11 protein-coding genes are annotated in these 11,705 nt (G+C 53.6%); all 11 read left to right on the top strand.

What is annotated here, in order from left to right; translation table 11 throughout:
- Positions 1 to 23 precede the first annotated feature (23 nt).
- The 11 genes from VGM48_RS12455 to VGM48_RS12505 are packed head-to-tail and all read left to right on the top strand — an operon-like array spanning position 24 to position 11,693.
- Positions 24 to 2,384 (top strand): polysaccharide biosynthesis tyrosine autokinase, encoded by a 2,361-nt coding sequence (locus tag VGM48_RS12455; RefSeq protein WP_331579543.1) that lies wholly within the window; start codon positions 24 to 26, stop codon positions 2,382 to 2,384.
- A gap of 27 nt (positions 2,385 to 2,411) precedes the next feature.
- Positions 2,412 to 3,272, top strand: coding sequence for an ABC transporter permease (locus VGM48_RS12460; protein ID WP_331579545.1), 861 nt, complete (start codon positions 2,412 to 2,414; stop codon positions 3,270 to 3,272).
- Positions 3,273 to 3,293: 21 nt separating this feature from the next.
- On the top strand, positions 3,294 to 4,541 hold the full coding sequence (locus VGM48_RS12465; RefSeq protein WP_331579546.1) for an ABC transporter ATP-binding protein: 1,248 nt from the start codon (positions 3,294 to 3,296) through the stop codon (positions 4,539 to 4,541).
- Positions 4,542 to 4,552: 11 nt separating this feature from the next.
- Entirely contained in the window at positions 4,553 to 5,515 is a 963-nt protein-coding gene (locus VGM48_RS12470) for a hypothetical protein (RefSeq protein WP_331579548.1), read from the top strand.
- A 20-nt stretch (positions 5,516 to 5,535) separates the two neighbouring features.
- A complete protein-coding gene (locus VGM48_RS12475) occupies positions 5,536 to 6,243 on the top strand; it encodes an FkbM family methyltransferase (RefSeq protein ID WP_331579550.1) in 708 nt (235 codons plus the stop codon).
- An 8-nt stretch (positions 6,244 to 6,251) separates the two neighbouring features.
- Positions 6,252 to 6,992: a DUF268 domain-containing protein gene (locus tag VGM48_RS12480; RefSeq protein ID WP_331579552.1), complete on the top strand. Its 741-nt coding sequence runs from the start codon at positions 6,252 to 6,254 to the stop codon at positions 6,990 to 6,992.
- Between the two features lie 2 nt (positions 6,993 to 6,994).
- Positions 6,995 to 7,726 carry a class I SAM-dependent methyltransferase gene (locus tag VGM48_RS12485; RefSeq protein WP_331579554.1) on the top strand — a complete coding sequence of 244 codons (732 nt, stop codon included), beginning with the start codon at positions 6,995 to 6,997 and terminating at the stop codon, positions 7,724 to 7,726.
- Positions 7,723 to 8,625 carry an alpha-1,2-fucosyltransferase gene (locus VGM48_RS12490; RefSeq protein WP_331579556.1) on the top strand — a complete coding sequence of 301 codons (903 nt, stop codon included), beginning with the start codon at positions 7,723 to 7,725 and terminating at the stop codon, positions 8,623 to 8,625. Before VGM48_RS12485 ends, VGM48_RS12490 begins: the two co-directional genes overlap by 4 nt.
- Positions 8,610 to 9,647, top strand: a complete 1,038-nt coding sequence (locus VGM48_RS12495) for a glycosyltransferase family 2 protein (RefSeq protein ID WP_331579558.1) — start codon at positions 8,610 to 8,612, stop codon at positions 9,645 to 9,647. Before VGM48_RS12490 ends, VGM48_RS12495 begins: the two co-directional genes overlap by 16 nt.
- 1 nt (position 9,648) lies before the next feature.
- Entirely contained in the window at positions 9,649 to 10,827 is a 1,179-nt protein-coding gene (locus tag VGM48_RS12500) for a glycosyltransferase family 4 protein (protein WP_331579560.1), read from the top strand.
- A gap of 2 nt (positions 10,828 to 10,829) precedes the next feature.
- The gene (locus VGM48_RS12505; RefSeq protein WP_331579563.1) at positions 10,830 to 11,693 is read left to right on the top strand and encodes a glycosyltransferase family A protein; all 864 of its coding nucleotides are present in this window, start codon (positions 10,830 to 10,832) and stop codon (positions 11,691 to 11,693) included.
- Positions 11,694 to 11,705: the final 12 nt, after the last annotated feature.

Below are 11,705 nucleotides of genomic sequence, written 5' to 3' on the forward strand. Positions count from 1 at the left end.
TGAGTGATCAACAGGTTGACTTAATGGCACAAGAGCAGGTGAAGCCCGAGATCCGGGACTTCCTGGGCCGCTATCTGAAATATCTGCCCTGGATCCTGGTCTGCATCGTCATTTCCCTTGCGCTGGGTTATATCAAGATCCGGTATTCGGTACCCATCTATCATGTTCAGTCGACTATGATGATCAAGAACGATGGACCCGCGTCGGAGGGCAAGGACGATAAATTGGGACAGCTGTTCATGACGCAGCCGATGACCAATCTGCTGGATGAGATAGAATTCCTGCGATCCAGTCCGGTGCTTGCCCGCGTGGTGACCGATCTCAATCTGCAGACCTCCTACTACAGCAACGGCAGCGTGAAGTCGAGCTTTATCTACCGGGCCACCCCGATCGTTCTCCAGATACTGCAAAACAACGATTCGGCTTCGGGTATCAGCTTCCTGGTCACGGTCCTCGATGACCGGCAATTCCTGCTCAACAAGGAAAAGAATGTCAATTATTTCGGCCAGCCTTTTAAGATCGGTCAAAGCATCTGTATGCTTACCCGCGACAAGCGGGTGGATCCAAAGGTGTTCCAGAGCCGGGATTTTACTGTCAGCTGGCAGCCGGCGATCGATATGGCGCGGAACCTGCAGGGGGCCATCAAGATCACCCAGGCCAATGAATACTCTTCGGTGCTGACCCTCTCCATGGAAACGGAAAGCACTGCCCTTGGGATGGACATGCTCAACACCATCATGGCGGTTTACGATTCGCTCATCGTGGAAGACAAGAAGCGCATCGCGATCAATACGACGGATTTCATCGACGACCGGCTTGCCTCGCTAAAGGACTCACTGGGTGGGGTGGAAGGGCATCTCAGCGACTTCAAGGCCAATAACCAGACTTTTGATATCGAAGATCAGGCCAAGTCGTTTATGACGGATGTTTCCTCCAGCATGAAAGACCTGAAGACCCAGGAAACCCAACTGATCATCATCAACTGGTTGATCTCCTATCTGTCCGAGCCGGAGAACACCTATAAGTCCGTTCCTACCAATCTCGGCATCCAGGAACCGACCCTGCTGCTTCTCTTCGGCGATTACAACAAGGGTGTGCTGGAGAGAGAAGGCAATCTGAAGACGACCAAGCCGGACAATCCGCTGATCAAACGGATGGAGGCCACCCTGGACCGGCTGAAGGTGAACATGCTGCAGGCGCTGAACAACGTAAAACAGGCGGTCACCATTGCGAAAGATCAGCTCGCGAAAACCACCAACGACCTGCAGGGCCAGTTGAAGGCGATGCCCCGCAAGTCGATGCGGGAACAGTCCATCGTCCATCAGCAGCAGATCCTGCAGGAACTGTATTACTTCCTGTTGCAGAAAAAACTCGAAACCTCCATCTCTTCGGCTTCCACGATCTCCAATTCGAAGGTGGTAGAGCCGGCGCTGGGAAACGATGCCCCCGTCAAGCCCGCCGGCAAGTCGATCTATATGACCTATCTGATGATCGGGCTGCTCATCCCGGGCGTGATCATCGCGATCATCGAGGTGATGAACGATAAGGTCAACAGCCGGGCAGAGATGCAAAGAGCGACGCAGACCCCGATCCTTGGCGAGATCGGTCACTCCGAGGGAGACCGAACACTGGTCGTCACCAATAACAGTCGCGGCTTTATCGCCGAACAATTCCGTATCATCCGCACGAATCTTCAATATATCACCGGCAAGAACGAAACTCCGGTTGTTCTTGTCACCTCTTCCTTCAGCGGCGAGGGCAAGTCCTTTGTGAGTACGAATATGGGCGCCGTAATGGCGCTGGCGGGGAAAAAGACGGTGGTCATGGAGTTTGATATCCGTAAACCCAAGATCATTTCCGGTCTCGACCTGAAGCGAAAGATGGGGATCACCAACTATATCATCGGCAGCGCGCGGTTTGAAGACCTGCTGATAAAGGTGGACGGGATCGACGATTTTTATGTGATCCCCTGCGGACCCATTCCGCCCAACCCGGCCGAACTGCTGCTGAGTCCGCGGCTGAACGAGCTGATGGAAACGGCAAAGCGGCAATTTGAAGTGATCATTCTCGATACCGCCCCTGTAGGGCTGGTAAGCGATGCCCTCACGCTCTCGCGTTTCGCAGACTGCACGTTGTATATCGTCAGACGGGGCCGTACGCCGCGCCGGCTGCTGGGCCTGGTGAATGAGCTTTATCTCAATAAGAAACTTCCTTCCCTTTCCCTTGTCCTCAATGACGTGAAGATGCAGGGCGGGTATTATGGCGGCTACGGGTACTATGGTTATTATGGCTACGGATATGCGAAGAATAACGGTTATTTTGAATCAGGCGACAATGTCCGGAAAGGCATCTTCAAAAGGATAAAGGAGTTGTTCTTCGGTTAGCATCCGTAAATAAAGTAAATATTCAGAATGGAAATAACAACGCCCGGGGAAGAGAACTGGGACATGGTCATCGAAGCCCGGAGCAACCTGTTCCAATTGCGGCTCAGGGATGTCTGGCATTACAGGGATCTGCTGGTGCTGCTGGTCAGAAGAGATTTCGTCTCCTTTTATAAACAGACGGTCCTTGGGCCGATATGGTTCTTTGTTCAGCCCCTGATCACGACGCTCACGTACACGCTGGTGTTCGGAAGGCTGGCGGGTATCAAAACCGATAATCTGCCCGCTCCTCTGTTCTATATGGCGGGGATCATGGCGTGGAACTATTTTTCAGAATGCCTCGTCAAGACCTCCACCGTATTCCGGGATAATGCCCATATTTTCGGCAAGGTGTATTTCCCCCGGCTGATCATGCCCCTGAGCATCGTCATTTCCAACCTGGTGCGTTTCGCCGTTCAGGCTTTGTTGTTCTTCGGGATGATGGCCTTTTTTGCCATTAAGGGAGACCATTTCCATGTCACCGCCTATGCGTTGCTGTTCCCGGTGCTGGTCTTCCAGATGGCCCTGCTTGGTCTTGGCACCGGCATGATCGTCTCGGCAATGACCAACCGGTATCGCGATCTGGCGCTGCTGATCGCGTTTGCCACGCAGTTGCTGATGTATTCCACAACCGTCGTGTATCCGCTTTCCAAGGTTCCGTCGAGCATCCGGTGGCTGATCGAAGCCAACCCGCTGACGTCATCCATAGAAGCTCTCCGCCTCGGATTCCTGGGGGCCGGAACTTTCTCCTGGGGCTCGTTCGGGATCGGCCTGGTGGTCACGTTCGTCCTGGCCTTGTTCGGAATAGTGATCTTTAATAAGGTGGAACGCAATTTCATCGATACCGTATAATTCCAATCCATTCGAAACAATATGTCTGTCGCTATAAAAGTCGAACATCTTTCCAAAGCATATCAACTGGGTGTTATCGGTACGGGAACACTGTCAAGGGATATCGAGCGCTGGATCGCAAAAAAGCGGGGGAAGGCGGATCCCTTCCTGCGGATCGGCGAGATCAATGACCGGACCGTCGCGGGCGGGAGTGATATCGTCTGGAGTCTCCGGGATATCAGCCTGGAGATCAGTCAAGGCGAGGCGGTAGGCATCATCGGCCGCAATGGTGCGGGGAAGAGTACCCTGCTGAAACTGCTGAGCCGCGTCACCGCGCCCACCAGCGGCAGCATCCGGATAAGAGGCCGCATCGCCAGCCTGCTGGAAGTGGGAACGGGCTTTCATCCCGAACTGACGGGCCGCGAGAATATCTATCTCAACGGGGCGATCCTGGGTATGCGCCGGAAGGAGATAGACCGGAAGCTGGATGAGATCATCGATTTCAGCGGGGTCGAAAAGTATATCGATACGCCGGTAAAAAGATATAGCAGCGGGATGTATGTGCGGCTGGCCTTTGCCGTGGCAGCCCACCTCGAAAGCGAGATCCTCATCGTGGATGAGGTGCTGGCCGTGGGGGATGCGGAATTCCAGAAGAAGTGTCTTGGGAAGGTGAAGGAGGTGGCCACGGGTGGCAGGACGGTATTATTCGTGAGTCACAATATGGCGGCCATCCAGCAGTTGTGTACGTCGGTTGTTTGCCTGAAAAACGGCATGGTCGAATTTCAGGGGAACGTACAGGACGGCATGCAGGTGTATTTCTCCAGCATGCGTGCGGGCCGGGAGATGCAGGAGGTGGCCCTTCAGAAGCGGAGGACGGGGAATAAAAAAGCCTATGTCGCCGGATTCGAAGTAAAGCTGGCCGAAGAGGGCAGGAGGCTGATGATCGGTGTGGCCGTCGAAGCGAGCGCCGAGATCGAAAAGACCGAGATCGCCGTGGGCATCAACGATGGCCTTGGGATCAGGCTGATCACCCTTCATTCGCGATTCACCGCGCAGCAGTTCGTTCTGAAGCCCGGAACCAACTGGCTGGTCTGCACTGTCGAAAATTTCTTTCTCCGGCCCGGCACCTATACCCTGGATGTTTCCCTGGGAAGCAAATTCGATACGCTTGATTATCTGGACGAACCGCTGGAGTTCGAAGTGCCGGAATATTCGCTCTACCCAACCAGCGTCAAACCCGAAGGCTCGCAGGGGTATCTGATGGCCAGCCATCGCTGGGCAAATCACTAAACCGGGTTATCGTGATAACTATTCTAACCGAGCCCATACCGCCGCCCCGGCAATATTATACGGACAACGTCAAAGGCAGGTTAAGGCCGCTGTTGCGAAAGCTGGATGGCCGGGAACCATTAAAAAGGCCGGCATACGGCGGTCATTTTGCCGTAACCAGAAGCCTTGTAGAAGGACTACGAAAGGCTGGGCTGCCGTTTGTTTATAATCCCCGGAGGATAAAAGACTGTACCCCTGATCTGATCGCGCTGTCCGGCTTGCAGACGCTGGAACAGGCGATCGGCCTGCGCAAGGCCGGGATCGTAAAAAGACTGGCGGCCGGACCCAATATCGTCGGTTCTCCCGCGGACAACTTCGAGTTGTTAGGGTCCGAATGGATCGAAAGGTATATCGTCAACAGCGACTGGACAAGGAACATGTATGCCGGTGAACTGCCTTCGCTGGATGCGAAACTGATCATCTGGCCGGCCGGGGTCGACGAGGAGTATTGGAAACCGGAAGGCCGAGAGAAAGATCCCCGTTCGCTGCTTTTCTACTCCAAGCGTCCGGATAAAGAACTCTTCGACCGGTGTATTGAAATAGCGGAGGCCGCCGGGTGCCGGGTCACCGTACTGGAATATGGCAGCTATACACCCCCGCAGTACAAGCAACTGTTGAATGAACATGCCATCCTTGTTCATTTCACCCCGTCGGAATCCCAGGGCATCTCACTGGCTGAATCCTGGTCCGTGGATGTGCCTACGCTGGTATGGAATCAGGGGGTCTATGTCAGTCACGGCAAGACCATTCCCTGTTCATCCGCCCCTTTTCTTTCCGACCCGACCGGGCTGTTCTTCCGGGATGCCCCGGAATTCGCAGCGGCGCTTGACAAGGCGGTATCGGCACCGGCGGCTTTCAGCCCCAGAAAATGGATTCTCGATCACCTGACCGATGAGATATCGGCCCGTCATCTGATACAACTGTTAGAATTTTAATTTACAAACATACCCCTGTCATGAAAAGACTGATTGGCACTATCCTGAATGGACGGACGGCCAGAAAAAATACCTACAAAAAATCCTATTCCCAGTGCGGGGAAGACCTGATCATCGACTTTATATTAGAGCAGATCGGCGTCACCCAACCTACCTATATCGACATTGGCGCACATCATCCCTTTTACCTTAACAATACGGCCTTCTTCTCATCAAAAGGCAGCACTGGGATCAACGTCGAACCCGATCCGTATCTTTTTGCCCATTTTCTGAAAGAAAGGCCCAAGGATACCAATCTCAACGTCGGAGTCGCCGAAAGGGAAGGCCAGCAGGATTTTTATATCATGTCCACGCCCACGATGAATACCTTTTCCCGGGAAGTTGCCGACCAGCTGGTTGCCAATTCCGGATTCGCAATAAAAGAGGTGCGGAAAACTCCATTGCTGGATCTGAATTCCATCCTCAGACAACACAACGGCGGAAAATTCCCCGATCTGTTCTCCCTTGATGTGGAGGGACTGGATGAACAGATCATCCGTTCCATTGATTTCGACAGACACGCTCCCAAAGTGATCTGTATAGAGACACTAACTTACTCCGAAAATGGAAACGGCGTGAAGAATACGGCGCTTATCGAATTGATCAGCAGTAAGGGTTACATGAATTATGCCGACACCTATATCAATACTATTTTTGTAAAGGAAAACCTCTGGAAGAAGAATATATAACTACCACAATGAGTATCCTAGGACGTATTGCTTTACGGATGAACCAACGCAGGCACAGACAGCGGGCTATGAAGGAATTCCGGGGTGATTTTGACCGGTTTGCAAAAGGGGCGGACGATCGTTTCAAACTGGATTGGGCGGAGAAAAGACCCTATCTGGAGGAAAAGACGGCGCAGACGAATTTCGACGCACACTATATCTATCACCCGGCATGGGCCGCACGAATTGTCCGGCAACTGAACCCGGCATTCCATGTGGATATTTCCTCCACGCTGCATTTTTGCACTCAGCTTTCCGCGTTCATACCCGTTCGGTTCTTCGATTACCGGCCGGCTGTCCTGAACCTGGACAATCTTGATTCAGACCGGGCCGATCTGACCAATCTGCATTTTGATTCCAACAGTATCGAAAGCCTGTCCTGTATGCATACGGTGGAGCACGTAGGGTTGGGGCGTTATGGCGACCCCATCGATCCCCAGGGTGATCTGAAAGCGATGAACGAATTAAAAAGGGTGGTCAGGCCCGGTGGATCCCTTCTTTTCGTGACGCCCGTCGGTGAGGCCAGAATCGTTTTCAATGCCCATCGGATATATAGCGCACAGGCAGTAGCCGGCATATTCAGCGGATTTTCACTCGAGAGCTTTTCGCTGGTAACAGATAATGGAGATTTTTTGGCAAATACGCATTTGAAAGAGGCCGATAAGCAGGAATATGGATGCGGATGTTTTTGGTTTAAAAAAAATAAATAACCATGTTCGAAGAACTGTCAAGCAAAATTATCGGCACGACAAAAGTTGGCTCCTATAACGAAAGCAATAGGGTCGAATGGCTGGAAAAGACGTTGAAGAATGTCCAGGCAAACTCCCGGATACTCGATGCGGGAGCAGGAGAACAACAATTCAAAAGATTCTGCACACACCTCCGGTACGTTAGCCAGGATTTCGCGCAATACGTGCCCGCGGAACTGTCTTCCGGGCTCCAGATGCCGAAATGGGACTATGGCAAACTGGATATCGTTTCCGACATCGCGGGTATCCCCGAGCCTGACGGCGCTTTTGACGCCATTATGTGCACGGAAGTCTTCGAGCATATCGTCAACCCCCGGGAGGCGGTGAGAGAGTTTGCGCGGCTGCTTCACAAGGATGGCCAGCTGATCATCACGGCGCCGTTCTGCAGTCTCACGCATTTTGCTCCCTATCATTTTTATACGGGGTTCAATCGATTCTTTTATGAGACCGAGCTGAAGAATAACGGATTCGAGATCCTCGAGATCACCCCCAACGGCAATTACTTCGAATATGTCGCGCAGGAGGTGAACCGCATCCCGCAAATGGCCAACCTGTATGCGGGCGATCGCGTCGGCAGGATCGAGCGGGTCGCTATGAAGATCGTGCTCAAAATGCTGGAACGGTTTTCCGCGAAAAATAACCGGTCGGAGGAATTACTCAGCTACGGACTGCATGTCTTAGCCCGGAAATTATGATCATCGCAACCCTTAATGGCGGTCTTGGGAATCAGTTGTTCCAATATGCCGCCGGGAAGGCCCTGTCCCTGAAGAAAGGAGTTCCCCTCTACCTGGATATCTCCGGCTTCGACCACCTGCCGGAAGGCACGACGAAAAGAGTGTATGAACTGAAGCCCTTCCGCGTCAGCGCGGCGCCGGCCACGGCGTCCCAGGTGGAAAAACTGGCGGCTCCCGCCTTCGCGGGCCGGCTTTGGGATCGGGCGATGCCCTATTACCGCAGGCATGTCTACCAGGAACCTTTCTATCATTACGATCCGCATTTCTTCGATGCCTCCCCGAATACTCTTCTCAAAGGATACTGGCAGAGCGAACGGTATTTCAAAAACTACCATTCGGTGATCCGGGAAGAACTCTCCGTCCACACACCACTTTCTGCCGCCACGCAAGCCCTCGCGCAAAAAATAGCCTCCGTCAATGCCGTCAGCTTTCACATTCGCCGGGGCGACTATGCCACCGATGCGAAGACCCAAAGTTATCATGGGCTTTGCAGCCCGGAATATTACCGGGAAGCGCTGCGGGTCCTGATGCAACGGATATCCGCGGGCGGCCCGGATGCCGGAGGACCGGGCGGTATCGAACTTTTTGTTTTTTCCGACGACATCCCCTGGGCGAAAGCAAACCGGCTGACGGAATTCCCCGTCACCTTCGTGGAGCATAATGACTCTCTTCATTCCTTTGAGGACCTCTACCTGATGAGCCGTTGCAAACATCATATCATTGCCAACAGCAGTTTTAGCTGGTGGGGCGCGTGGTTGAACGACCAGCCCGGCAAGGTGGTCATTGCGCCGGCAAAATGGTTCGCTCGATCGGATGCGGATACAAAAGACCTGATCCCCGCAGAATGGCTAAGAGTGTAGGCATGGGCGGTCCGCCGCAGCTAAGCGTCATTCTTTGCGTTTATAATGGCGAGACCTTTTTGGAGGAGGCCATCCGCAGCGTGCTGGCGCAGACCTTCGGATCCTTTGAGTTCCTGATCGTCGATGACGGGTCCACCGACGGGACGGCAGCGATCCTCGCGGCGTGTACCGATCGGAGGATCAGGGTGATCCGCAACGGCAGCAACCTTGGGCTCATCGCCTCTCTCAATATCGGCCTGGAGGCGGCAACCGGTGAATTTATTGCCCGGATGGACGCGGATGATGTCTGCACGCCCGGGCGTTTCCAACGGCAGATCGACTTTCTCCGGCAGCACCTGGACATCGGCCTATGTGGCAGCTGGCTGCAGGTCATCGGCGAAGAGACCGTCATCCCTTTTCCGGTGACGCATGAACAAATAAAGGTCGCGCTGCTGGATCAAAACCCGCTGGCGCATCCCTCCGTTCTCTTCCGCAGCCGCCTGATAAGCGACAATGGATTGAAGTACGACGCGGAATTTCTTGCGGCGGAAGATTATGAACTGTGGACGAGGCTGGTCTTTCTCACGAAACTGGCGAATATCCCCGAGCCGCTGCTGCTCTACCGGCAACACGAGCAGCAGGTGACGAGTAAGAAGATGGCGGTGGTGAACAGCGCTGCCGGCAGAATAAAGCTGCGATTGCTGAATAGTCTGGAGCTGTATCCGACCGAGCGGGAAAAGATGATCCATCTGTTCCTGTTCAATAACGACTACCGCGATCTTCGCCATGGGGATATCCTGGCGGAAGCCGATGAATGGCTGAACCGGTTGTTTGCGGCGAACCGGAAGTTCCGGCAGTTTGACGAGCTTGATCTTCTCCCCCTCTGGAAGAAGAAACTCCTGATCACCTGCATCGACTACTATAGTATACCGAAGTGGAAGGTCCTGAAGCGCACGCATTGTTTCCGGCTGGCCGGCTTTTCCCCGGTGGAAAAGATGAAACTGCTGATCAAGTGCCTGTTAAAAAGAAAAGTAGGTCCCTGATATGAATGAGCTGACGATCCTGATACCGGATATCACCGGAGGGGTTTACCATAATGCCATGAACCTTGCCCGGCTGCTGCAGCAGGCGCAATACAGCAGCCGGCTGATCCTGACCCATCAGACGGATGGAGAAGGAGGAGCAAGGATCACCGATCTGACCGGCTTCGACAACCAACTCTTTGTCTTTTCGATCGCCGATAATAAATATTTCCTGTTCAAGAGACTGGCCGCGCTGATCTCCGCGCAGTCGGAAATTCTTATCCTGAACAACTGGGTCGACTATTATCTGGTCACCCACCGGCGCTTCCGGCAAAAGGTGATTGGGATCGTTCACGGCGATTATTCCTATTACTATGACCTGGCCCGGGAGTGTGAACCGCGGATCGATCAGTTTGTCTGCGTGTCGCCGGTGATCGCCGCTAATCTGCAGCGGCTGTTGCCGCAACGAAAGGACGATATCGTGTTTATCCCGGCGATAGTTCCGGATATGCCCGTCCAACGGCAGCCGGACTCCGGCCCGCATCTCCGGGTCATCTTTGTCGGCCGGCTTACGGTGGAGAAGGGCTTCAACTGGCTGCCGGAAGCAGACCGGCAATTAAAGGAGAAAGGCATCCACGTCCGCTGGACCGTCGTGGCGCCGCATTCCACCGGCGAGTATGACGAATGGCTGAATAGTCCCGATGTACGATATATCCCCTATATCCGCAACCAGGATATAGCCGAGGTATATGCCGGACAGGACGTCATCCTGCTGCCTTCGCACGCCGAAGGTTTCCCGCTTTCCCTGCTGGAAGCAATAAAATGCGGAGTGGTTCCCGTAGCCACCCGTTTGCCCACGCTTGTGGATTCCCTGGTGAGGGACGGCGAGTCGGGATTTCTTTTTGCAAAAGATGATGTCGATACTATGACGGAGATCCTGCGGCGCCTGGATTCCGACCGGCCATTGCTGGAAAAAATGAGTGGTCAGGCAAAAGGGTTGGCTGAGTCCCGGTATAGCGAAAAGATGCTGTTGGAAAATTGGCTGCGGGTCTTAGCCCGGGAGTCCTCCGGTAAGAACTTCGATGCCCCCGTGACCAGCGCATACGACCGGCTGGATCACCCCTGGCTTCCCAATTCGATCGCGCGGATCATCCGGCGGGTTCGGAAAGGGGCCGGGAAACTCGGAAAAAAAGGAAGTTAAAGATGAATTCCCCTGTTGTCAGTGTATTAATGACCGCCTATAACCGCGAGCCTTATATTGCCGAGGCGATCGAAAGCGTGCTGAACTCAACGTTTGGGGATTTCGAGCTGATCATCGTGGACGACCGATCAAAGGACAGAACGGTGGAAATAGCCCGGGCCTATGCGGCCAAGGACAGCCGGATCAGAGTGTATGTCAACGAAAAAAATCTGGGAGATTATCCCAACCGGAATAAGGCGGCTTCCTATGCCCGCGGAAAATATCTGAAGTATCTGGATTCGGATGATAAGATCGAGGCCTTTGGGCTGGCTTATTGTATCGATGCGATGGAAAGAACACCGGATGCGGCACTGGGAATGATCTCCTATCATGATCTGGGCTCGGCTAATCCGGTATGTCTGCAATCCGAAACGATCGTGCGGGAACATTTCTTTAGCCGGCAGCATCTGGTTATCGGTCCGACGGGATCTATCTTCCGCCGCGATCGTTTCGAAGAGCTCGGGGGTTTCGACACCCGGTTTGGCGTAGCGAGTGATGTGTTCTTCAATACCCGGATGGCGGCCCGGTCGCCGGTCGTACTGCTTCCCCAACTGTTCTTTTATTACCGGGAGCATGAGGGGCAGGAGAAGAACAATGACAAGGGGTATCTGCGATTCGGCTATCTTTCTTTCAAGGAGTTGATGGAAAAAGGCGGGTTGCCGCTGAAAAAAGAGGAGATCGATTTCTTATCGCGGAAATTGCAGAAACGGCATGCTGTCAATCTGACCCGGTATCTGCTGAAGTCCCGGGACTGGAGCGGCTTTCGGCAGGTGATGCGGGAAACGGGATTCTCTTTTTCCGATATCCTGCGGGGCTATTTTCGATAAAAACACCCTTCC

The organism is Puia sp. (genome assembly GCF_036500295.1).
In the GTDB taxonomy this organism is placed as follows: Bacteria; Bacteroidota; Bacteroidia; order Chitinophagales; family Chitinophagaceae; genus Puia.

What these genes read in the sequence shown, in the direction of transcription:
- VGM48_RS12490 (WP_331579556.1), top strand. Translation starts at nt 7,723, where the DNA reads ATGATCATCGCAACCCTTAATGGCGGTCTTGGGAATCAGTTGTTCCAA.
- VGM48_RS12460 (WP_331579545.1), top strand. Translation starts at nt 2,412, where the DNA reads ATGGAAATAACAACGCCCGGGGAAGAGAACTGGGACATGGTCATCGAA.
- VGM48_RS12480 (WP_331579552.1), top strand. Translation starts at nt 6,252, where the DNA reads ATGAGTATCCTAGGACGTATTGCTTTACGGATGAACCAACGCAGGCAC.
- VGM48_RS12475 (WP_331579550.1), top strand. Translation starts at nt 5,536, where the DNA reads ATGAAAAGACTGATTGGCACTATCCTGAATGGACGGACGGCCAGAAAA.
- VGM48_RS12505 (WP_331579563.1), top strand. Translation starts at nt 10,830, where the DNA reads ATGAATTCCCCTGTTGTCAGTGTATTAATGACCGCCTATAACCGCGAG.
- VGM48_RS12485 (WP_331579554.1), top strand. Translation starts at nt 6,995, where the DNA reads ATGTTCGAAGAACTGTCAAGCAAAATTATCGGCACGACAAAAGTTGGC.
- VGM48_RS12500 (WP_331579560.1), top strand. Translation starts at nt 9,649, where the DNA reads ATGAATGAGCTGACGATCCTGATACCGGATATCACCGGAGGGGTTTAC.
- VGM48_RS12495 (WP_331579558.1), top strand. Translation starts at nt 8,610, where the DNA reads ATGGCTAAGAGTGTAGGCATGGGCGGTCCGCCGCAGCTAAGCGTCATT.
- VGM48_RS12455 (WP_331579543.1), top strand. Translation starts at nt 24, where the DNA reads ATGGCACAAGAGCAGGTGAAGCCCGAGATCCGGGACTTCCTGGGCCGC.
- VGM48_RS12465 (WP_331579546.1), top strand. Translation starts at nt 3,294, where the DNA reads ATGTCTGTCGCTATAAAAGTCGAACATCTTTCCAAAGCATATCAACTG.